The sequence below is a fragment of the Acrocarpospora pleiomorpha genome (genome assembly GCF_009687885.1).
GTDB lineage: Bacteria > Actinomycetota > Actinomycetes > Streptosporangiales > Streptosporangiaceae > Acrocarpospora > Acrocarpospora pleiomorpha.
The window spans coordinates 1-22,529 of sequence record NZ_BLAF01000019.1 but is presented as its reverse complement, the minus strand read 5'-3'; the positions used below and the strand labels follow the sequence as shown (position 1 = coordinate 22,529).

The window sequence follows — 22,529 nt, the reverse complement described above, 5'->3', positions numbered from 1 at the left end:
GCGTCATGGGACGGCAACTGAGCGCGCTGGACGCGCAGTTCCTCAACTTCGAGACGGCCGCCAATCTGGCGCACATCGCCGGGCTGACCGTGCTCGACCCCACGTCCGCCCCCGGCGGGGTGATCACCAAAGCCGGGATCATCGACCTGCTCAGGGAGCGGGCGCATCTCGCGCCGCCGCTGCGGCGCAGGCTGGTGGAGGTGCCGTTCGGGCTCGATCATCCGTACTGGGCGGAGGATCGCGAGGTCGACTTCGACTACCACGTGCGGGAGCTCGCGCTGCCCCCGCCCGGCAGCGACCACCAGCTCGGCGAGCAGGTCGCCCGGCTGCACGGGCGGCGGCTCGACCGGCGTAAGCCGCTCTGGGAGCTGTACCTGATCCACGGCCTCGCGGGCGGGCGGGTCGCCGTCTACACCAAGGTCCACCACGCCGCCATCGACGGCATCGAGGGCGCCGAGGTGCTCGCCGCGCTGATGGACCTGACGCCGGAGCCTCGCGAGGTCGAGCCCGATGTCGAGCCGCTGGAGACCGCGCCGGATCTGCCGGAGATGGTCACCCGGGGGTTCTCCCGGCTGCTCGACAACCCGTCCGCCGTGCTGCGGTTCGTGAGCAACGCGGTGCCCCGGCTCGACGAGCTGCCGGTCGTCGCGCAGATCCCGGGCGCGGGCCTGGTGGCGCGGCTCATCCGCGGGCTCGGCTGGACCGGCGACACGCCAGGACCGGAACTGCCCGACCTGCCCCGGCTGACCGTGCCGCGCACGCCGTTCTCCGGGCCGATCACCCCGCACCGGCGGTTCGCGTTCGGGCGGCTGCCGCTGGCCGACGTGAAGAAGGTCAAGAACGCGCACGGGGTCACCGTCAACGACGTGGTGATGGCGCTGTGCGCGACCGCGGTCCGCCGGTGGCTGGTCCAGCGCGACGAGCTGCCCGCGGAACCGCTGGTGGTGGGCATCCCGTTCTCCACCCGGGGCGAGGCCGACGACGACTCGATCGCCAACCAGGTGCTGCTGGCGACCACGACCATCCCGACGGACGTGGCCGATCCGAAGGCGCGGCTGTCGATCGTCAGCACCGCGATGGCCGCCGTGAAGGAGCGGTTCTCGGTCGCCCCGGCGACCTGGCTGCTGGAGTTCAGCCAGGCCATGCCCGCCGCGCTCAGCGGCCTCGCCGACCGGGCCGCGTTCCGCCTGGCCGCCAGGACCGTCCCGGCGATGAACCTGATGATCTCCAACGTGCCGGGGCCGCAGCTGCCGCTCTACATCTGCGGCGCGCGCGTGCTCGCCCAGTTCCCGGTCTCGGTGATCACCGACGTCAGCGGCGGCATCAACATCACCGTGTTCTCCTACGACGGCTTCCTGGACGTCGGCATCGTCGTCGACCGGGAAATGGTCCCCGACGTCTGGGACTTCATCGACTACCTCCACGACGCGCTGGCCGAACTAATGCCCTGAGCGCGTTGGGATCTTCCCGTGAACCATGATCTCCTCGCCGGTGGGCAGGTTGTCCCAGATCTGCCGCTGCTCGCCGAACGGGTCGCGTTCGAGACGCGATTCCACGTCGAAGATCATCGTGTGCCGGTCGGCGACCGAGTATGAGGTCCACTCGGGGATGCCGGGGTGGTTGGGGTCGCCGTCACGGGCGAACGCGATCCACGCGTCCGCCATTTGAGCGGCGACCGCGCGGCTCTGGGGGTAGTCCGCTGTCAGGGGTGAGAGATCGCAGTTGTCGGTCGTCAGTGGACCGCAGAGTGTGTGGCAGGACTGCGCATGGCCGTTCGCGGCGGGACTCTCCCAGGCCAGGAGATACATGAAGACGGGTGCGACCGAGCCGGCGAGCTTGCGCTCGGCCATCCTGATCGCCGGTACGCGCGTCATCTGGTCGCTGACGATGAGCGACCAGAGCTCAAGCGGCGACGCTGTGGGCCAGGTCGCCCAATAGGCGTCGACAACGTGATCGACATGCTCGCTCAACGTCAGACGCGCTCGCAGTGTCCTGTCGTCGATCGGATCGAAGTTCGGCATGAAGAAGTTCCACTCCTGACGAGTGGTGCCGATCATGATGGGCACCGTCGCTGATGCGCCGGCGCTCGTCGCGTCGCCTGGTTGGGCAGGGATGTGGTGACCGTCGATGTGCGGACTGAACCCGTGACCGGCGGCGAGTTCGCCACCGGCCCGCACCTCGAGCGCTCGCTGGGTCTTGAGCAGCCGGTCGACGGGAACGTCGGGCAACTCGCCAACGTTCATCCCGAGCTCAGAGACGAATGCCTTGGCGCGCGCGGTGGAGCGCGCGGCGCTGTCCAGTAACGACACCGGCGTGCTCTGGATGATTGCCCGATGGAACAGGCCGACTGCCTCGGGCATGGCCAGGAGGGTATGCACCGTCCGCCAGACCGCCCGTCCACACGTTGAGACGTAAGCAGTCTTCGCTTTGGGGGAGACCTCTCTCACCTAGGTCGCCACCGCCGATCGCGTTCTTGACGTAGAAGCCCTCGAGGCTCACTTGCGGGCATGACGGTCCGTAGTCATAGGTGTCTCGGACCCCTGTCCACCGTTCCGGAGGCGTAGGCGGCCTGAATCGCTGAGAGCCGTGCGTCGGTCCGCCATACGGAATGCCCTTGAAGACGTGGACACCCTCGGCAAACGCTCCGCGCACCCTTCCGGATCGAGTCTCCACGATCGAGTCAGGCATCGTTCGCTCCTGTCGCTCATATCTAAGAATAACTCTCACATACTCGCTATCCGAGAATCAAGTCTCGGTTAACCCTTGACTCTGTGTCACGCGTCCACCAAGGTGTCCATCAGTGTTCATCCAAAGTAAGAACGGGCTCTTACTTTGTCACCTCGGAAGGACACATGATGGCCAACATTGAGGCGAGCGCCGCCTTGCGTGTTGAGAACGCTCGCATGATCGACGGCACCGGTGCCGAACCGCTCCCCAACGCGGTGATCGTGGCTGACGAGAGCGGCCGCATCCAGTACGCCGGCCCAGCTGCGTCGGCACCGCCAAGGGTGCCGGGTGTGCAGGTGGTCGATGCCGGCGGCCGCACCGTACTGCCTGGATTCTTCGACTGCCATGTGCATCTGGGTCTCCCGGACGACAAGCAGAACTTCCTGATCGCCCGGCTGGTCGAGGATCCGTTGCTGACCAGCCTGCGCAGCACCCAGGTGCTCAAGAAGACGCTGGACTCCGGGGTGACCACAGCACGAGATCTCTGCGGATTGCCGGTCGCGTTCCGAACGGCGATAGAGCAGGGAGTGATCGAGGGGCCACGACTGCATGTGGCGATCACGTCGCTGAGCCACACCGGCGGCCATGGCGACTCGATGCTGCCCAGCGGACTCGCCCCGTTCACCGACGGCGCGCTGACTCCGTTCTCCGATGCGTGCACCCTGGTCGACACCGTCGACGAAGCGCGTGTCGCGACGCGGCGCCTGCTACGCGACGGCGCTGATGTGATCAAGGTGCACGCCACGGGTGGCATGGCTAGCCGAGGCGACGATCCTGACGATGAAGGGCTGACCGAGGAAGAGATCGCCGCGGTCATCGATGAGGCTCGCCGTCATCGAGGGCGCCCGGTCGCGGCGCACGCCCAGGGCCTGGCCGGCATCCGCGCGGCCGTTCGGGGCGGAGTGACGTCGATCGAGCACGGCTACGCCATTGACGCGGAATGCGTCGATCTGCTTGGCGAGCGGGGAGGCTTCCTGGTGCCGACACTGTCCACCCTCTACTTGGGCGTCGACAAGAAGAAGATGTCGGAATGGCATTACCAGAAGAGAATGCGCTGGGCGAGCATCACGAAGGAGAACATCGCCGCGGCGATCGCGCGGAAGGCGCCGATCGCATTGGGCACCGACTCGCCGGTCGCTCCGTTCGGTGAGTCGCTGAAAGAGCTGACCTTCCTGGTGGACCTGGGCATGGCTCCCATGGACGCGATCATCGCCGGTACCCGCTCGTCCGCGCGGCTGCTTGGCCTCGCCGATGACCTGGGCACCCTCGAGAAGGGGAAGCTGGCGGATCTCATCGTGTGCTCGGGCGACCCGCTTGGGGACATCACCGTGCTCGGTGATGCGGCCAACGTCGTACTCGTCGCGCAGCAAGGCGTCATCCGGAAGAACCTCCTTTCGCATGACGCCGTCACAACCCCGATCGCCTCCGCTTAGCAGAGGAGGCACAACGATGACTTCCGAATCTGTGCCGCCCGCACGCCGATCGCGGAAAGAAGTTCTCGCCGCCGTCATCGGTGCGACGGTCGAAGGGTATGACTGGGTCGCCTACGCGGTGCTCGCGCCGTACTTCGCGGTCTCCCTCTTTCCCGGCGACGACCCTGTGGCGCAGGTGATCAGCGCGTATCTCGTGTTCGCCGTGGGGTTCATCGTGCGCCCTGTCGGTGCCGTGGTGATGGGCCGGCTGGCCGATCGACGAGGCCGCAAGTTCGCGCTCGTGGTCAGTGTCGCGATGATGGCGTTCGGCTCGCTGATGCTCGCCGCCGTACCGGCGGCGGACCTGATCGGTTTCTGGGCCGCCGTCCTGGTCGTCCTCGCGCGTTGTCTGCAGGGCGTGTCGATCAGCGCCGAGCTGCCGACCGCGACCACCTACGCCATCGAAACCGCCTCGCCCCGCAGGCGCTACTTCGCCGGCTCACTCGTGTCCAGCGCGGCTTTCCTGGGCCACATCCTCGTGTACGGAACGCTGGCGATCCTCGTGGCGACGATCGGATCTGACGGGCTTGAGGCCGGCGGATGGCGGATCGGGTTCGCCGTCGGCGCGCTGCTTGGCCTGGTCGCCGTCTGGATCCGTCGCGGTGTGTCCGAAAGCCCTGTGTTCGAGAAGGCGGTAAAGAAGCAGCGTCCGCGTCCGTGGCCCATCCTGCGGGCGTATCGGCGGCAGATCCTCGCCGTCATGCTGCTCGCGATCGGCGGCACCACGGGTAACTACTTCCTGTCTGTATCGCTCCCTGTGTATCTCGATCATGCGGGCGTCATCGAGAAGGAGGCTGCGTCGGGGCATATGTCCTATTTGCTGGTCGTGCTCATCGCCGTGAGCGTTGCCGCCGGTGCGCTGGCCGACCGATTCGGCGGGCTGACGATGGCACGGACCGGAACGGTGTTCCTCGCGTTGGCGACGGTGCCGCTCACCGTGCTGATGGCGTCGGGAGTGCTGCCCTTCGTGCCCGGTGTGCTGCTCTACATCCTTGGGTACAGCCTTCTCCTCGGCCCGCTCCCGGCACTGCTTCCGCTCATCTTCCCGCCGGGGGTGCGCGTCGTCGCGGTCGCGGTGCCGAACACCATCGCCGTCTTGGCCGCGGGCGGCAGTCTCCCCGCCATCGTCGAAGCTTTGAACGCGGCCGACCTGCTCGACGTGGTGCCGTGGTTCATCGCCGCCACCGCTCTGTTGTCACTGGTTGGCGCCTTCATGATCCGGGCACGTGACCTTCAGCGCGTCGACACGGAGACCCTCGCACTCATGCGCACCGATGAGGTCGCATCGTGGTAAAACGTACAGAAGGAGCTGCGCTTGAGAGTCGATCCCATCGATCAGGTGATTGTCGCGGCTGATGACAGTCACTGAAGTCACGATCTCCGATGTCCGCGCCGCGGCCGAGAGGATAGCCGGATACGTTGTCCGCACACCCTTGCTTCCCGCCCCGTGGGCGCCGGGCGACCTGTGGTTGAAGGCCGAAAGCCTGCAGCCGATGGGCGCGTTCAAGCTCCGCGGCGCCACCAACGCCGTCCACCTCCTTGATCCCTCAGTACGGTCGAGGGGACTGCTGTCACACTCCAGCGGCAATCACGGCCAGGCGATCGCGTGGGCTGCCCGCGAGGTGGGCATACCGGCCACGATCGTCATGCCCGCCGCCGCCGCGACGATCAAGGTCGAGGCAGTCCGGGCACTGGGCGCCGATGTGGTGCTCGTCCCCAACGATGAGCGGGAGTCGACGGTGGACGCGTTACGCCTCGAGCGGGGAGCAGCGGTGATTCACCCGTTCGACGACGTCCGTGTGATCTCCGGGCAGGGCACGCTGGCGCTGGAGATCCTCGACGACCTCTCCGAGATCGACACCGTCCTGGTGCCGGTCGGCGGCGGAGGGCTGATCTCGGGGGTCGGGGTCGCGGTCAAGGCCGTCTCACCGTCGACCCGCGTGATCGGCGTGGAACCGGAGTTGGCCGCCGACGCGCGCGAATCGTTGTCGAGCGGGCGGCTGATCTCATGGGATCCGAGTCTGACCTACCGGACCATCGCTGATGGGACGCGGGCGCCGCAGCTGGGGAAAATCACGTTCCCGTTGATCCAGGAGACGGTCGACGAGATCGTCACCGTCACGGAAGAGGAGATACTCGCGGCTGTCGCCACGACGATACGTCGCGCCCGGCTCGTCGCCGAACCGAGCGGTGTCCTCAGCGTCGCCGCCTACCTCGCGGACCCGGGAAGATTCGGTCGCTCCGTCGCGGTCCTGTCCGGCGGCAATATCGACAGTGGGGTTCTGAAGCATGCACTGACGGTGTGATCGTCGTCGATTGCTCCGGGATCACACAAGTCGAGCGGTTGAGCTGGGTTCGTGCTGTGTGCCGTACAGGTCGAGCCCGAGCCCGCCAATCGCGCCCCTGTACACGGCGGTCAGATGTGACACGAGTTGCTCGTCGGTCATGCTCGTCGTCGCGCGAAGGTCGAGGATCTCACGCGAGTTCACCAGACTGTTGAAGATCCCGAGGGCGAAGGCGAGTCGCCTCTGACTTATGCCCTCTTCATCGAGCATTTGACTGATAGCACTTCCCCACACGGCTTTGATCGCGTTCGTATGTTTCTCGCCCGCCTCGAGACGTGTCAGGAACCCTTCACGCGAACTCACGTGAACCATTGCCGGACCGTACTCACGCAAGACGTCCAGCCATAGGCGGAGAATGTCCTTGAACCGCTCTGTGCCAGTGGAGTGCAGGTCTGCCGTCGCCTGCTGCAGTTCCTCGATGACACTGAGCATGAATCGACGGTTCAAAGCATCTAGTGTCGGAAAGTAACGGTATGCCGTTGCGAGTGAGAGGCCCGCCTGTTCGGCGACTGCCTGCATGGTCGCCATCGCAGGAGCCTCTCTAAGGAGAGTCCCGACAGCGGCGACCAGCTGTTTCTCGTTTCGGATCGCATCCCGCCGGAGCCGCCGTTTTCGCGGTGCCGGGGGCGGCTTCGCGAAGTCGTTCATGGCGGATCCTCCCTTCCAGATACTTCTCTACGTTATCCGAGCTGTAGCCCGCTCGAGATCGTTTTCGCGTCGAGCCAAGCCTCACGTCCTGGTGACGAGAGGTACGCAACGGGCCGATCGCCCCTCCGCGTCGAGGACGCGACCGAGTAGTTTGATCATCCTCAATACGACGGACCGGTCCTGGATGTGGAGCGCCGGCAGTGCTTGGCTCATCGTCAACTCAAGGTCGTGCACTTCGGCGATCGATCGCAATGACGCGTCGACGATCACGTTGAACGGCCCCGAGACGAAGCTGAACGCGCGGACTCCCGGCAACGCGCGGATCCGCTCTTCCGCGTTTCTCAAGTCGTGGATGTCCATCGAGCCGAAATACACCGCGGACACCGACCGACCTGAAAGCTGGGGCGAGATGTCGCAGCGGAAGGTGACAAGCCCCGCTTCTTGCATACGTGACAGCCGGCGACGCACGGACACCGGGCTGATACCGACATGCTCGGCAAGCCGCTCGAACGACATCCGGCCGTCGGTCTGCAACGCATTGACGATGCCGATATCGGTTTCGTGGAGGATGTCGCCCGCACCCGCCCGGCGCTGGTCGTTGGACCGCAGGCGACGTCGCTGCTCCAGGCTCAGCGCACCTTCCCTCCAGCGGCTGGCTTCGAGGGCCGACCGAGTGATCACGTGGCTGCGAACGCTCGCGATCCCCGGCACATGACCGACCACGTTCAGAAGGTAGTCAGCCAGCAGATCGAGGGTGGGCGCCTGCGCCAGCATGAGAATGTCCCGGCCGCCGCTGGCCAGTTTGACGGTGGCCGCCTGCGTGTCATCGGCGAGGACGTGCGCGACATCGATCGATCGCCCTGGCGCGCAGTCGACTTCCACCATCGCGCACGCGGGGGTCGCGCTTCCCGACAGATGAGCGGTCACCCAGGCAGCGCCCCCGGATTCCATCCTGGACCAGCGTCGGCCTACGGTCGCGGGATCGACGCCGAGCGGAGACGCGAGTTCGCGCCAGTTCGCGCGTGGAGCGGAGCGCACGGCATCCACGATGGCGATGTCGAGTTCGTCGAAGGATGCGGATGCCACGTGCGATGGACCCTTTCAAGCAGAACCAACGTACTGGATGGAGACTTCATGCAGATTTGAAGCCGGATCGAACAACCACCGTAGCTTTCTGGGAGGCATCCCGAGAACGGATGGAGAACAGGACGTCAATGCGGATCAACGACAGAACTCGTCTATGAAGGCACGCTCCACGTGTCCGTCGCGACGATCGCCGACTTGAGGGAGCGTGCGGACATGCGCCGGGCGTTCACGGCACGGCGTGCTGCGGCACTCGACCTGCTAGGGCAGCAGAGGCTGCTGCGAGTCGGCCGGTCAGGCCTTCGTCGAGCACCTGGCTGGGCGCTACTTGTTGAAGTACGTGCCCGGGACGTTTCTGCCCAGGACTCCGCCGACGCAGCGGTAGCTGCGGACGCCCCGGGCGAACTGTTCGGTCGACGGCGGTAGCACCGATAGCTGCCACTTGTCCGCCGTGTACCGTGCGGCCGTCGCGGACCGGGAGGCCATCAGCACGCTCATCGAGCACAGCTTGGCGACCGTGGGGTTCTGTTCGAGTTCGTTGAGGTTGCTGGTGAGCGCGTCCAGAGGTAGGGGCGCGATGGCGAAGGTCTCCCAGGCGTGCTGCGCCTCGCAGCCCACCCGGGGCGCGGTCACCGCGCCCGCGATCGAGACGATGCCGCTCCAGCATTCGGCTTCCTTGACGCAGGCTCCACCCTTGACGACCGTGGCCGCGCAGCCTTCGGTGTAGGTCGCCACCTCGATGGCGGGTTTCTCCTGGCCCGTGCCGATGGACTGGCCGATGCCGGGGTTATCGCCGTTGGATCCGACCTCGCCGGAAGTTGGGGGATCCTTCTCCATGACCAGGTACGCGATGCCGCCAGCCAGCGCAAGCGCGAAGATCGCGGCCACTACCGCGAAGATGATCGTGGAGTTCCGCGCGGGCGGCGTCGGCGGGGGCGCGATCTTCGGCGTGGTCGGGGCCCGATGCACGTCCGCCACGGGATGTTTTCCGCCGGGCGATGTCATCGCATAAGGAGTCGGAGGGGCGGCATATCCGGCTTGCCCCGGCGGTGGAGCGTACATGGGCGGGCCAGGAGGCGGAGCGTAGCCAGGCGGTCCGGGAGGCGGCCCCGCGTAGCCGCTCGGCCCGGGGCGCCCTGCGTGTTCGTGTGGCCCCGACGGCGGGAATGCGCGCGACCCTGGCGGGGGCGGCGGAAATTCGGGCGAGCCGGGTGATCCGGGTAATCCGGGCGACCCAGACCCGGGCGACCCGGAACCAGGTGATCCGGGTGGTGCGGCGTACTCGCGGTGCCGGTCGGCCGGATTCGCCAGGGCCGCTGGGGCAGGGCCCGCGCTGGTGCCGTCCACGGTGAGCAGGGTGAGGGCGTCGCGGAAACGCGCGGCCGTCGGGGTCCGGTGGGCCGGATTGCTGGCCATGGCCTCGCGGAGCACGTCCACCAAGGCCACTGGAACGCCCGCGATGTCCGGGATCGGCTGCCGGTGCAACGCCATGATCACGGCGATGTTGACCACGCCGTTCTGCGGGAACCTGGGCGGGCGTCCGCTCAGCAGCGCGTAGAGGGTGGCGGCCAGCGCGTACACATCTCCGGTCGCGGTCGGCTCGCTCAGGTCGAAGGCCTCCGGCGGCGCGTACGCGGGCGTCAGTGACTCCCGGGTCACCGACATCTCGGCGCCCTCACCCGCCGACGGCATCGTGGCCAGGCCGAAATCCGACAACGCCACCAGGCCGTACGAATTGAGCAGGATGTTGGCCGGTTTCACGTCCCGGTGCAGCACCCCGGCGGCGTGCGCGGCGGCCAGCGCGTCCGCGATCTTGATGCCGATGTCGCGCACCTCGCGCACGCTGAGCGGGCCGTGTTTCCGCAGCCGGTCGGCCAGCGATCCGCCGGGACACAGCTCCAGCACCATGTACGGACGCCCGTCCGGCATCACGCCCGCGTCGTACACATCGGCCACGTGAGGATGCCCGGACAGCGCGCCCGCCGAGGTGACCTCGCGCATGAACCGCCGCCGGTCCCGATCCGACACCAGCACCCGGTTGTCGATCTTCAGCGCGACCTCGCGCCCGACGGCCAGCTGCCTGGCCCGGTAGACGATGCCGAACCCGCCCTGCCCGAGGATGTCGAGCACCTCGTAGCCCTGCACCAGCGGGGCGCCCGCCTCACTCATGGCCTCCTCCTTGCCAGCGGCACCTTACCGCACCCGAAGGAGACCCGTTTATTCACTTTGCTCAGCTTTCACGCCCAGCAGTTTCTCGGCCTCCGTGTGCAGGGCGTGGATGAGAACCAGGCGCACGCGCAGCTCCGCGTCGCCCGGGTCCTGGGTCGTGTTGGGATCGTCCATTCCGGAATGTGGACGCTCCGTCAGGCCACGTGGTTTGCGCGTTATAACGGCTGTGTATACGGGTGGCTACTCCCCGAAGCGGGACAACCGGCCCTTTGTGCGGGCGTGGCGGAGGGTCAGGCCGTACAGCCAGAGGGCGAGCGCCACGTACACCACGTCGAGGAGCCCGGCGGCGGCGAGCGAGCCCCAGGGGATGGCGCCGCCGTCGAGGACGGTGCGCATGCCCTCGAAGACGTGGGTTGCGGGGATGACCGCGGCGATCGCCTGGAGGGGCTCGGGCAGGACCGACACCGGGTAGAAGACGCCCGCCAGGGGCTGGAAGACGAACACCAGGCTCCAGGCGATGACCTGGGCGCCCTCGCCGAAGCGGAGCACGCAGGAGATCGCCACGAAGGCCAGCGACCAGCCCATCACCATCAGGACGGCCATGAACGGCACCAGGCCGATGCCGATGGTGAACAGGCCGAACCCGTACAGGATGTAGGCGAGAAGCGCCATGAAGGTGATCCCGGCCGCGATCTTGGTGAGCGAGAAGAGCACCAGGCCGGTCATGTACTCGGCCGGGGTGACCGGGGTGACGTGCACGTTCAGCAGGTTCCTGCTCCAGATCTCCTCCAGGAAGCCGATCGCGACCTCGTTGGAGGCCCGGTGCAGCACCTGCCAGAGCAGGATCGCGCCCAGCAGCATGGAGACGACGAACGGCACCTTCTGGGCCTGCAGGAAGAGCGTCAGGTAACCCCACACGACCAGCTCGATCACCGGCCAGAAGACGATCTCGAACACCCGGATCGGGCTGCGCCGGAGTGCCGCCAGGTCCCGCACCACCACGCCGCCGACCCGCCTGCGCCGCGCGGCCATGCTCAACGGCGGGTACGCCACACCATCCACGGAAATATCGCGACTTATCGTCATGCGGGGACCGCGCCTTCCCTGGCGACCTTGAGGAATACCTCTTCCAGGTCGTCCACCCCGAAATCGTCCGCCAGTTCCGCCGCGGTGCCCTGGGCGATGATCCGGCCAGCGGACACGAAATGGATCCGGTCACACATGCGCTCGACCTCGCGCATGTTGTGCGAGGTGATCAGCAACGCGGTTCCGGTCTCCCGGGCGACCCGCACCAGCAGGCCCCTGATCCGGTCGCCCGCGTCCGGATCCAGCGCCGCCGTAGGCTCGTCCAGGATCAGCAGCCGGGGTTCGTTGATGAGGGCTTTGGCCAGCTGCACGCGGGTGTGCTGCCCGGACGACAGCTCGACCACCTTGCGCCGGGCCAACGACCCGATCTCCAGCAGGTCGATCATCTCGTCGACGCGCCGCCGGGGGTTCCGCAGACCGTACAGCCGCGCGAAGGCATCCAGCACCTCCCGCACATGCAGCACGCCAGGCAGCCCCAAATAGCTCGCCGAGAAATTGACCTGGCTCAACACCTCGGTCCGATGCCGCGCCAGATCGAGCCCGAACATACGAACAGTCCCCGAATCCGGAGTGATCAGCCCAAGCAACATATGCAGGGTCGTCGACTTCCCCGCCCCATTGGGCCCAAGCAGCCCCGCGATCTCCCCCTGCCCAACCCTGAGGCTGATCCCGTCGACGGCCTGAACGTTCCCGAACCGTTTGGCGAGATCTTCCGCCTCAAGAATCAGCACCCACCCAGCGTGAGCGCTCACCCTGCCACTCGCAACGCGTTTTCCAGCCGACCGACGACGAGGGCCTGGATCAGCTTCGTGGACGAGTTGGGAATTCTTGCTGGTGTGTCTAGGCGGCGGGTTCGGGGGCCGGTTTTGGAGGTGGTACGTGTTGCGGTGGGGTCACTGGGGGGTCGGAGTCGGGGGAGTGGCCCTGGGCGTTGTGGATTAGGGCGACGATTACGGAGGTTATGGGGGCGGCTAGGAAGGCGCCGACGATGCCTGCTAGGACGCTGCCGACGGCGAGGGCGACCAGGATGATGGCGCCGGGGAGGTCTAGGGCCTTGCCGTAGATCATGGGGGCCAGGACGTGGCCTTCGAGTTGCTGGATGAGGATTACGACGGCGATGACGATTAGGGCGACCAGCCAGCCCTGGGCGACGAAGGCGACGACGGCGGCGAGGAGGCCGGCGAGGAAGGCGCCGACGACGGGGAGGAAGGCGCCGAGGAAGGTGAGTACGGCGAGGGGGAGGGCGATGGGGACGCCCAGGATCCACAGGGCCAGGCCGATGAAGAAGCCGTCGACGAAGCCGACCGCGGCGACGCCGCGGATGTAGCGGCCGACCACGTCGAAGATGACGCGGCTGGTGTTGACAATGTGCGGGCGGCTGGGGCGGGGGGCGAGGTCGGCCACCCAGCGCAGCAGGACGTCGCCGCTGTGCACGAGGTAGATGGCCAGGATGATGGCGAGGACGGCGCCGATCACGATCTCGCCCGCGATCGTCACGCCGGTGAGGGCGCCGGTGGCGATCGTCTGGCCGCGTTCCTCGATGAAGGTGCGGGCCTGGGCGATCAGTTCGTCCAGGCGGGCCTGGTCGAGGCCGAGGGAGGCGGCGAAGGTCTGCAGGTCGGCGACCGCCGTGTCGACGCTCGCGCCGAGCTGGCCGAAGCCGCTGATGGTCGGGGGGACCAGGACGGCGATGAAGCCGGCGAACAGCGCCATGCCGCCGACGATGACGAGCACGGTGGAGAGGGTGCGGTTGAGGCCGCGGGAGCGGAGCCAGCGGGCCGGGGGATACATGAGAGCGGTGAAGAAGATGGCGAAGACCACCGTGATGGCCACGGTTCTGACCTGGTAGAGCACCCAGAGCACGACCGCCACCAGGGCGATCAGGATGAGGATGTGTTTGGCGGTGAGGCTTGCCCGGTAAAGGGCGCCTCCTCCGTTCTCGGCGTTCGCCGGCTTCATCAACGCTCCCTCACTCGTCTCAGGATCTGCCCGCAGATGATCGCAGATGATCGCAGGTCGGCGCGATGGGGGAATCACGCGAGGCAAGCCCGGCGCCCTGGGGTGTCACGTGGAGCCGGTGACTTCCAGGTCCCGGATTCGGGGGTCGTTCGCGTCGGCGTAGTAGTCCTCCGGGCGGGTCGCGTCGGGGCCGTCGGGGACCTTCGCGGTGCGGGCGATCCAGGTGCCGAGGGCGGCGACGGCCAGGTTCACGATCAGTGCCAGGAAGCCCGCGTAGATCGTCATCTTGGTGTCGAGGCCGAGCTTCTCCAGCGGGAACGCCGAGCCGCCGAAGTGGGCGTGGTCGATGGCGGGGTTGGCGATGTTGTAGAGCAGCAGCATGCCGGCCGACATGCCCGCGACCCATCCGGCGATCAGGCCCGCCCGGTGGAACCACCGGCTGAACAGCCCGAGCGTGATCGACGGCAGCGTCTGCAGGATGATCACTCCGCCGATGAGCTGCAGGTCGATGGAGAACTGCGGATCGATGAGCAGGATGAACAGCACCGCGCCGACCTTCACCACCAGCGAGGTGACCTTGCTGACCGAGGCCTCCTGGGCGTCGGTGGCGTCGGGGCGGAGGTACTCCCGGTAGATGTTGCGGGTGAACAGGTTGGCCGCCGCGATCGACATGATCGCCGCCGGCACCAGCGCCCCGATCCCCACCGCCGCGAACGCCACGCCCGCGAACCAGTCGGGGAACATCCGGTCGAACAGCTGCGGCACGACCGTGTTCACATCCCGCCCGATCGGGGTGACCCCGGCCGCGATGGCCATGTATCCGAGCAGCGCGATCAACCCCAGCAGCAGGCTGTAGGCGGGCAGCGCCGCCATGTTCCGCTTGATCACGTCCCGGTTCCTGGACGCCAGCACCCCGGTCACGCTGTGCGGATACAGGAACAGCGCCAGCGCCGAGCCCAGCGCCAGCGTCACGTACTGCAGCTGGTTGTTGGCGTTGAGCAGGATGCCGTCGCCGGGCGCGGGCGTCGCGTCGAACTTGGCCTGCGCCGCGTCGAAGATCGACCCCCACCCGCCCAGCCGGGCCGGGATGTAGATGATCGCCACCAGGATCACCACGTAGATGAGGATGTCCTTCACGAACGCGATCAGCGCGGGCGCCCGCAGCCCCGACTGGTAGGTGTAGGCCGCCAGGATCGCGAACGCGATGATCAGCGGCAGATCCCCGGACACCCCCATCGTCTTCAGCACGGCCTCGATCCCGACCAGCTGCAACGCGATGTACGGCATCGTGGCCACGATCCCCGTGATCGCCACCAGCAGCGCCAGCGACGGCGACCCGAACCGCGCCCGGACGAAGTCGGCCGGCGTGACGAACCCGTGCACGTGCGACACCGACCACAGCCGGATCAGGATCAGCAGCACCATCGGATACACGATCACCGTGTACGGCACCGCGAAGAACCCCATCGCCCCCGCCCCGAAGAGCAGCGCCGGAACCGCCACGAACGTATACGCGGTGTACAGATCACCCCCCACCAGGAACCAGGTGATCCACGCCCCGAAGCTCCGCCCGCCGAGCCCCCACTCATGCAGGCTGGCCAGGTTGTCGGCCCGCCGCCACCGCGACGCGACGAACCCCATGCCGCTCACCAGCACGAACAGCGTGGTGAAGATGACGATCTCGGTGATGTGCCCGCTCATGCCCGGGTCCGCCGATACACCAGGATCGTGATGGACACGCTGAGCAGGATGAACACCAGCTGCAGCCAGTAGAACAGCGGGATCCCGAACAGGCGCGGCTCGATCGAGTTGAACAGCGCGGGGATCAGCGGCACCACGACGGGGACGACCAGCAACCAGTACCAGGGGTTGCGATCGGAGCGGGGAGCGTCCATCGCGTCTTCCTTCCGGGAGGCCGGACAAGTTGTCGAATCGCAGCGTAAAGTGACCCGCGTCACAGGTGGCCGCACAGATCGATGAGCGGTGCCGTTAGCGCGGCGAACGGTCGCGCCGGGTCACTGATGCGGCAGCAGCACCGCCGACGGGCGCGTCGGATCGTGAAAGACCTCCTGGTCACTGGCCACCATCGGCCCGCCAGAGCCGAGCGGTTGCCCAGTGCCGGGATTGCGGGGAATGCGGGGATACGCTCCGCTGGCCACCTGCACCCGGATCTGGTGCCCGCGCCGGAACCGGTGCCCGATCGGCCACAGCTCGACCAGCACCCGCCGCACCCCGTCCGCGTCCGCGACATCGGCCGGGGTCAGGCGGCGCACACCCTCGCACACGTTCCGCGAAACCCCGTCCGGACGCACGTCGCACACCCGGACCACCAGGTCGGTGTGCTCCCGGCTGGTCCGCACGAACAGCTCGGCCGACACCGGCCCGATCACGTCGGTGTCGGCGGTCAGCACCGGCGAGGTGTAGACGAGCACGTCCCGCCGCGCCTCCAGCCGCCGGTTGTCCCGCGGCTCGGAGTTGCCGATCAGCACCGGCCCACCCAGCACCGGCGTCGGATATTTCGGGTCATATCGGTATCTGTCCGGGGAGGATGTTCCCGGACCCTCCGGACCCAGGTTGAACCCCGGCTGCAGATGCCACCGCCGCGTCCGCGTTCCCGGCACCGGCCAGTCCGGATAGTCGCGCCACTCGTTCGCCCCGGTCACGAAGATCCGTACCGGCTCGGCCCGCAACCCCGACGGATCCCCGAGCAGATGCGCCCGGAACCAGGCCAGCGCGTCCGCGTTGGCCGTGCGCCCGTGCCGCACGTCGGCGTGATACCACGGCCCGATCGTCAGGTACGGCTGCCGCCCCGCGGCCCGCATCGCCGCGTAGTCCTTGAGCTGCCACGGCAGGAACACGTCATACCAGCCCCCGGTCATCGTCACCTCGGCCGCCACCCGCTCGACGGACGCCGAGAAATCCCGCTTCCGCCAGTACGGCGAGGCCACCTCCCCGTGATGGGCCAGCAGATCCTGGAAGAACGGCAGCGGCCGCCCGGCCGACAGCCGGTCCAGCTCGCCCAGCGGCCGTCCGGACAGCACCGCGCGCCGGGTCCGCCGGGGCGCCAGCAGCGCCGACGCGCCGCCGATCCGGCTCTCCATCCCGGCCGTCAGCGTGGTCCAGATCAGCGACGACTCCAGCGCGAAGGCGCCGCCCACGTACGCCGCCTCCCGGAAGGAGGACGCGGTCACCTGGGTCGCCATCGCGCGCAGATCGGGCGTCTCCGCCGCGATCGCCCACTGGGTGAAGCCCAGGTAGGAAGGGCCGTGCATGGCGAAACTCCCGCCATACCAGGGCTGGGCGCGCATCCAGGCGACGGTGGCCAGGCCGTCCTCGTGCTCGTCGCCGAGGGGGTCGAGCAGCCCGCCGGAGCCGAAGCCGCCCCGGCAACTCTGCACCACGACCTGGAATCCCTGGCGGGCGAAGCCCTTGCCGTACATCCAGCCGATCATGCCGCCCCGGCCGTACGGCGAGCGGATCAGGATGGTCGGCGGGCGGGAGACGCCGACGGGGGAGTAGAGGTCGGCGAGGAGGGTGACACCGTCGTGCATCGGCACGGGCAGGTCCCGCCGAACAGTAATGCGTGACATCACGTACTAATTGGTAACATATCGGACATCCGGATGTCACCTGCTGAATTGCTGATCGACGGCGGTCCGGCTATTGTGTCCGCATGCGAACTCCTCAGCAGTGGTGGCGCCGCTAACAGGCGGCAGTCGAACCCAGGGTTTCGCATTCGCGAGCAAGCACTGGCCGCCCCGGTTGGGCGGCCTTTTTGTGTTCGCCTCCGGGGCTCGATAAGAGATCAAGGGGCGAACGGTGGAGATCACCCGATATAGGACCGGCGGGGGCGTCGAGGTCGAGCGCGGCGTGCGCGAGGTGTCCGAAGCGGCGCTTGAGGAGATCGTGACCGCGCTCGGGGAGCGGCGCGGCGGGGCCTTCTCCTCGGGCATGGACTATCCGGGCCGATACAGCCGGTGGGCGTTCGGCTACGTGGATCCCTGCCTGGAGATCGTGGCGCGCGGGCGGAACATCTCCGCGCGGGCGCTCAACGCGCGCGGCCGGGTGGTCCTGCCCGCCGTGGCGGCCTGCCTGCTCGCGGCCGGCGAGATCGTGGGGGAACCCGCCGTGGACTGGGTCGAGGTGACCGTCGCCGAGTCGGCCGAGTTCCTGCCCGAGGAGATGCGCAGCCGCCGCCCGACCGTCTTCACCGCGATCCGCGAGGTCATCGCCGCCTTCAAGGGCGAGGACCCGCACCTCGGGCTGTACGGCGCGTTCGGCTACGACCTGGCCTTCCAGTTCGAGCCTATCCGGTACGCGTTGACCCGCCCCGAGGACCAGCGCGACCTGGTGCTCCACCTGCCGGACCGGCTCGTCGTCATCGACCGCGTCCGCGAGACCTGCGTCGAATACTCCTACGACTTCACCTTCGGCGGCACGTCCACCAAGGGCCTGCCGCGCACCGGCGACGCCTACCCCCTCCGCAAAGCCACCCATATCCCGAAAAATCCGGAAAAAGGTGGCTATGCGGATGTGGTGGCCAAGGCCAAGGAGAAGTTCAAGCGCGGCGACCTGTTCGAGGTCGTGCCCGGCCAGGTCTTCCACGCGCCCTGCGACGACCCCGCCGCCTTCTATCGTTCCCTTCGGGTCAGCAACCCCGCGCCGTACGAGTTCCTGATCAGCCTCGGCGGCGGCGAGCACCTGGTCGGCGCGTCCCCCGAGATGTACGTCCGGGTCGCCGGGGACCGCGTCGAGACCTGCCCGATCTCCGGCACCATCGCCCGCGGCGCCAACCCGGTCGAGGACGCCGAGGCCATCCGCACGCTCCTGTCCAGCGTGAAGGAGGAGTCCGAGCTGACCATGTGCACCGACGTGGACCGCAACGACAAGTCCCGGATCTGCGTGCCCGGCTCGGTCAAGGTCATCGGCCGCCGCCAGATTGAGATGTACTCCCGGCTGATCCACACCGTCGATCACATCGAAGGCCGCCTGCGCCCCGAATTCGACGCCCTGGACGCCTTCCTCACCCACATGTGGGCCGTCACCGTCACCGGCGCGCCCAAGACCTGGGCGATGCAGTTCATCGAGGACCACGAGGCCACCACCCGCCGCTGGTACGGCGGCGCCGTCGGCTTCATCGGCTTCGACGGCTCGATGAACACCGGCCTCACTTTGCGCACCGCCCAGATCAGGGACGGCGTCGCCATGGTCAGGGCCGGCGCCACGCTGCTCTACGACTCCGACCCCGACGCCGAGGAACGCGAGACCGAGCTCAAGGCCAGCGCCCTGCTCGGCGCGCTCGCCACCGTCGGCCAGCCGGACCAGGCGGGCGCGCCGGGACCCGAGCGCGAGCAGCCGGGCGCCGGCCACAACGTGCTCCTGATCGACCACGAGGACTCCTTCGTCAACACCCTGGCCGACTATTTCCGCCAGCAGGGCGCCACCGTGGTCACCCTCCGGCACGGCTTCCCCATCGAGATGGTCGACCAGATCGCGCCCACCCTCGTCGTCCTGTCGCCCGGCCCCGGCTGGCCGTCCGACTTCGGCACCGACTCCCTGATCAAGGCCCTGTACGCCAGGGAGCTGCCGGTCTTCGGCGTCTGCCTGGGCCTGCAGGCCATGGTCGAGCAGGCCGGGGGGACGCTGGAGCTGTTGCCGTACCCGGAGCACGGCAAGCGCGGCCAGGTCAAGCGGGAGGGGGACAGCGCGCTGCTGGAAGGCCTGCCGGAGGCGTTCACCGCGGCCCGCTACCACTCGCTGCACGCCAAGCACCCGGGCGTGCACGGGTTCACCGTCACGGCGGCCACCGCCGACGGCGCGGTCATGGCCATCGAGGACGTGCCCAACCGGCGGTTCGCGGTGCAGTTCCACCCCGAGTCGATCCTGACCACCGAGGGCGGCGCGGGCGCCCGGATCATCGCCAATGTGCTGCGCCTGTGCGGGTTTAATGAGGAAAAGTCGTGATCTGGGCAGCCGCGGCGGTGAGTCGCCTGTTCGGTGGCCATGGGACGGGTTTCTGATTAATAAAACTGAGCGTGATCGGCGGACACGGAGGGTGACGGACTCTTAGAGTCCCTGGTGTCCCCGCACGTCATCGACAGAAAGGGCGGTCCGGCCGGGCCGCCCTTCTGGATTGGCAGGCCCGTGAACCTTCCCGACCAGGTCGCCGAAGCCCTGCTCGCCCCGCTCGTGGATCAGCACTGTCGCGGGGTACGCCGTGACGACCTGGTCAGGTCCACGTTCGAGACGCTGATCGCGGCGAGCGGGTCACCAGCGCCGCCGGGGACCACCCACTTCGACAGCCCGCTCGGGATGGCCGTGCGCCGCTGGTGCGCGCCCGTGCTCGGCCTGGAGCCCCACGTGCCGCCCGCCGTCTACCTGGCCAGACGCCTGGAGCTCGGCGCGGCGGAGGTGAACCGGCTGCTGCTGCGGGCGGCCGGGGTGGTGGCCTTCCTGATGGACGGTGGGGACGAGAGCGACGTGCTGTCGGTCGCCGAGACCGGACGGCTGGGCGGGGCCGCCGCCGACGAGATCGTCCGGCTGGAGCGGATCGAGGAGGAGATCGCGGCGGACGGGCTGCCGTCGCTGGACTATCTGGATCGGCTGGCGCACGAGGTGGGGGTGCGGGCTTCCCGGTGCGTCGGGTTCTCCTCGGTCGTCGCGTACCGGTGCGGGCTGGATTTCGAGCCGGGACGGCCGTCCCGGGGGCTGGTGCTGGCGGCGGCGGGGCGGCGGCTGGCCGACCCCAAGCAGCCGCTCACCGATCCGGTGCTGCTGCGCCACCTGCTCTGGATCGCCGTGGACGTGGCGCGGGAACGCGCCCTGCCGATCCAGTTTCCGTGCGGGAACGGCGGGGCCCGGCCACATCGCGGGGATCCGGCGCTGATGACCGGGTTCATCCGGGCGCTGCTGCCGCTCAGCGTGCCGGTGATCCTGCTGGACTGCTACCCGTTCCACCGGCAGGCGGCGCATCTGGCCGCCGTCTTCCCGCACGTGTACGTGGGCGAGGCCACGACGGCGGTGCTGGGCGAGTTGCTGGAGCTGGTGCCCTTCCACAAACTGCTGTTCGGCTCCGGGGGAGCGGGCGTGGCCGAAACCTGCTTTCTGGGTGCCCTAAATCACCGGCATGGCCTGGGCCGGGTGATCGCCGACCGGCTCGAATCAGGCGATTGGTCGGTGGCCGACGCGGTTCGCGTTGCCCACATGCTGGGGTCCGCAAACGCCCGCCGTATATATCGTCTTTAAGTAGGAGGACAAGAGGTGGATCTTGGGCAGATAATTCTTCCCGATGAGTGCTATTGAGATTAGAAACCTATCGAAATCGTTCGGGCTCGTCCGAGCCGTCGACGATGTCTCCTTCACCGTGGAGGCCGGGACCGTCACCGGATACCTCGGACCCAACGGTGCGGGCAAGACCACGACCTTGCGCTCGCTGCTCAGCCTGGTGACCCCCGACGCGGGGGAGGCCCTGGTGAACGGGCGGCGATACGCCTCACTCGAGCACCCCCTCACCGAGGTGGGCGCCGTCCTCGAGGCCACGAGTTTCCATCCGGGCCGCACGGCCCGCAACCATTTGCGCATCATGTGCACCGCGGCGGGGCTACCCGCCACCCGGGCCGACGAGGCGCTTGAGACGGTCGGCCTGGCGGACGCGTCGGGGAAGCGGGTCGGTGGCTTCTCCCTCGGCATGCGCCAGCGGCTGGCCCTGGGCTCCGCCCTGCTCGGCGAGCCCAAGATCTTCATCCTGGACGAGCCCGCCAACGGCCTGGACCCGGCGGGCATCCAGTGGCTGCGCGGCTTCCTGCGCCACCTGGCCCACGAGCGAGGGGCCGCCGTGCTGGTCTCCAGCCACGTGCTGTCCGAGGTGGAGCAGACCGTGGACAACGTTGTGATCATCGCGCGCGGCAAGCTGGTCCGGCAGGGCTCGCTCGCCGATCTGACCCAGAACGGCGACAGCGCCGTCCGGGTCAGGACCGGCGCCGACTTCCGGCCCGCGCTGGAGGCGGCCGGCGCCCGGGTGGACGAGGTCGAACCCGGCCTGCTCCGGGTGTACGGCCTGGACGCCGAGGCCATCGGGCAGCTGGCCCTGGACAACCGGGTCCTGCTGACCGAGGTCACCCAGGAGCGCTCGGACCTGCAGCAGGTCTTCCTCGAACTCACCGAGGACACCCCGGTCGCGGCGGAGGGCGTCAAATGAGCAACCTGATCCGCGCCGAGCTGCAGAAGCTCTTCAGCACCCGCATCTGGTGGGCGATGCTCATCGTGATGCTCCTGCTGACCGGCCTCAGCCTGACCTTCATCATGATCTTCGCCGGGGACCCCCCGCAGAACGGCGCCCCCGGGCTGCCCGCCCTGGACGACCCGGCCTGGCTGCCGATCGGCCTGTCCACCGCCTCCGGCGGCACCATCTTCACGATGATCCTCGGCGTCATCATGATGACCAGCGAGTACCGGTACCAGACCATCACCGGCACCTTCCTCACCACGCCGCAGCGCGGCCGGGTCATCGGGGCCAAGCTGGCCGCGGGCGTGCTCGTCGGCATGCTGTTCGCGGTGATCTCCGTGCTGGTCGTCGGCGCGGTCTGCGTCACCGCCGTCCTGATCGCGGGCGGCGAGGTCAGCCTGACCGGCAACCGGGTGCCGCAGATCATCATCGGCGTCTTCGCCAGCCTCGCCCTCTACGCGATGTTCGGCATCGGTCTCGGCGCCCTGATCCGCAACCAGATCGCGGCCCTGATCGGCGCGATCGTCTGGGCGTACGTGATCGAGTCCATCTTCGCGGCGATCCCGGCCCTGCAGGTCGTCGGCAAGTGGCTGCCCGGCGGCGGCTCGCAGGCGCTCATGAGCATCGACATCGACAGCGGCCTCGGCCGTCCCGACCTGCTCCCGGCCTGGGGCGGCGCGCTGCTCCTGGTCGGCTACGCGGTGCTGTTCGCCACCGTCGCCAACCTCACCACGACCAAGCGCGACATCACCTGAGCGGACGCGTGCCGGTACGGCGGTGCCGTACCGGCACGCGATCTTCTTCTAGGCTGAAGGT

Annotated in this window: 20 protein-coding genes; 8 read left to right on the top strand and 12 right to left on the bottom strand. The window is 68.1% G+C overall.

From position 1 onward, the window contains the following. The first annotated feature begins 5 nt into the window (after positions 1-5). On the top strand, positions 6-1,451 hold the full coding sequence (locus Aple_RS18265) for a WS/DGAT/MGAT family O-acyltransferase (protein ID WP_155345828.1): 1,446 nt from the start codon (positions 6-8) through the stop codon (positions 1,449-1,451). Here the strand turns inward: Aple_RS18265 and Aple_RS18260 are convergent. Further along, a complete protein-coding gene (locus Aple_RS18260; protein ID WP_373869597.1) occupies positions 1,440-2,366 on the bottom strand; it encodes a carboxylesterase family protein in 927 nt (308 codons plus the stop codon). The two genes, Aple_RS18265 and Aple_RS18260, sit on opposite strands and share 12 nt — an antisense overlap. After that, positions 2,251-2,688 (bottom strand): carboxylesterase family protein, encoded by a 438-nt coding sequence (locus Aple_RS56280; protein WP_155345826.1) that lies wholly within the window; start codon positions 2,686-2,688, stop codon positions 2,251-2,253. Before Aple_RS56280 ends, Aple_RS18260 begins: the two co-directional genes overlap by 116 nt. 164 nt (positions 2,689-2,852) lie before the next feature. Between Aple_RS56280 and Aple_RS18250 the strand changes: the two genes are divergently transcribed. From Aple_RS18250 to Aple_RS18240, 3 genes are all read left to right on the top strand, one after another. After that, on the top strand, positions 2,853-4,160 hold the full coding sequence (locus Aple_RS18250) for a metal-dependent hydrolase family protein (RefSeq protein ID WP_246264574.1): 1,308 nt from the start codon (positions 2,853-2,855) through the stop codon (positions 4,158-4,160). After that, positions 4,066-5,493 (top strand): MFS transporter, encoded by a 1,428-nt coding sequence (locus Aple_RS18245; RefSeq protein WP_155345825.1) that lies wholly within the window; start codon positions 4,066-4,068, stop codon positions 5,491-5,493. The genes Aple_RS18250 and Aple_RS18245 overlap by 95 nt, the downstream gene beginning before the upstream one ends. A 61-nt stretch (positions 5,494-5,554) precedes the next feature. Continuing rightward, positions 5,555-6,505 (top strand): threonine ammonia-lyase, encoded by a 951-nt coding sequence (locus tag Aple_RS18240; protein ID WP_155345824.1) that lies wholly within the window; start codon positions 5,555-5,557, stop codon positions 6,503-6,505. A gap of 21 nt (positions 6,506-6,526) precedes the next feature. Here Aple_RS18240 and Aple_RS18235 read toward each other — a convergent pair whose 3' ends face one another. The 10 genes from Aple_RS18235 to Aple_RS18195 form a co-directional block, all read right to left on the bottom strand. Further along, positions 6,527-7,192, bottom strand: coding sequence for a TetR/AcrR family transcriptional regulator (locus Aple_RS18235; protein WP_155345823.1), 666 nt, complete (start codon positions 7,190-7,192; stop codon positions 6,527-6,529). An 81-nt stretch (positions 7,193-7,273) separates the two neighbouring features. Further along, positions 7,274-8,278 (bottom strand): Lrp/AsnC family transcriptional regulator, encoded by a 1,005-nt coding sequence (locus Aple_RS18230; protein WP_155345822.1) that lies wholly within the window; start codon positions 8,276-8,278, stop codon positions 7,274-7,276. A 321-nt stretch (positions 8,279-8,599) separates the two neighbouring features. Next, positions 8,600-10,444: a serine/threonine-protein kinase gene (locus tag Aple_RS18225; protein WP_155345821.1), complete on the bottom strand. Its 1,845-nt coding sequence runs from the start codon at positions 10,442-10,444 to the stop codon at positions 8,600-8,602. Between the two features lie 48 nt (positions 10,445-10,492). After that, entirely contained in the window at positions 10,493-10,618 is a 126-nt protein-coding gene (locus Aple_RS55555) for a hypothetical protein (RefSeq protein WP_281361574.1), read from the bottom strand. A gap of 66 nt (positions 10,619-10,684) precedes the next feature. Further along, complete coding sequence (locus Aple_RS18220; RefSeq protein WP_155345820.1) at positions 10,685-11,530, bottom strand: ABC transporter permease; 846 nt, start codon at positions 11,528-11,530, stop codon at positions 10,685-10,687. Continuing rightward, the gene (locus tag Aple_RS18215) at positions 11,527-12,261 is read right to left on the bottom strand and encodes an ABC transporter ATP-binding protein (RefSeq protein ID WP_155345819.1); all 735 of its coding nucleotides are present in this window, start codon (positions 12,259-12,261) and stop codon (positions 11,527-11,529) included. Before Aple_RS18215 ends, Aple_RS18220 begins: the two co-directional genes overlap by 4 nt. Positions 12,262-12,370: 109 nt before the next feature. After that, entirely contained in the window at positions 12,371-13,489 is a 1,119-nt protein-coding gene (locus Aple_RS18210) for an AI-2E family transporter (protein WP_155345818.1), read from the bottom strand. A gap of 105 nt (positions 13,490-13,594) precedes the next feature. Further along, positions 13,595-15,190: a monocarboxylate uptake permease MctP gene (gene mctP, locus Aple_RS18205; protein ID WP_155345817.1), complete on the bottom strand. Its 1,596-nt coding sequence runs from the start codon at positions 15,188-15,190 to the stop codon at positions 13,595-13,597. Continuing rightward, a complete protein-coding gene (locus tag Aple_RS18200) occupies positions 15,187-15,384 on the bottom strand; it encodes a DUF3311 domain-containing protein (protein ID WP_155345816.1) in 198 nt (65 codons plus the stop codon). Before Aple_RS18200 ends, mctP begins: the two co-directional genes overlap by 4 nt. A 120-nt stretch (positions 15,385-15,504) precedes the next feature. Beyond that, complete coding sequence (locus Aple_RS18195) at positions 15,505-17,079, bottom strand: CocE/NonD family hydrolase (RefSeq protein WP_218038389.1); 1,575 nt, start codon at positions 17,077-17,079, stop codon at positions 15,505-15,507. Between the two features lie 229 nt (positions 17,080-17,308). Here Aple_RS18195 and Aple_RS18190 point away from each other — a divergent pair, with 229 nt between their 5' ends. The 4 genes from Aple_RS18190 (at position 17,309) to Aple_RS18175 (ending at position 22,468) form a co-directional block, all read left to right on the top strand. Continuing rightward, positions 17,309-19,453 (top strand): anthranilate synthase component I, encoded by a 2,145-nt coding sequence (locus Aple_RS18190; RefSeq protein WP_155345815.1) that lies wholly within the window; start codon positions 17,309-17,311, stop codon positions 19,451-19,453. Positions 19,454-19,633: 180 nt separating this feature from the next. After that, positions 19,634-20,734, top strand: a complete 1,101-nt coding sequence (locus tag Aple_RS18185) for an amidohydrolase (protein ID WP_246264572.1) — start codon at positions 19,634-19,636, stop codon at positions 20,732-20,734. Positions 20,735-20,777: 43 nt separating this feature from the next. After that, entirely contained in the window at positions 20,778-21,686 is a 909-nt protein-coding gene (locus tag Aple_RS18180) for an ABC transporter ATP-binding protein (protein ID WP_155345814.1), read from the top strand. Beyond that, entirely contained in the window at positions 21,683-22,468 is a 786-nt protein-coding gene (locus Aple_RS18175; protein WP_155345813.1) for an ABC transporter permease, read from the top strand. Before Aple_RS18180 ends, Aple_RS18175 begins: the two co-directional genes overlap by 4 nt. Positions 22,469-22,529 lie beyond the last annotated feature (61 nt).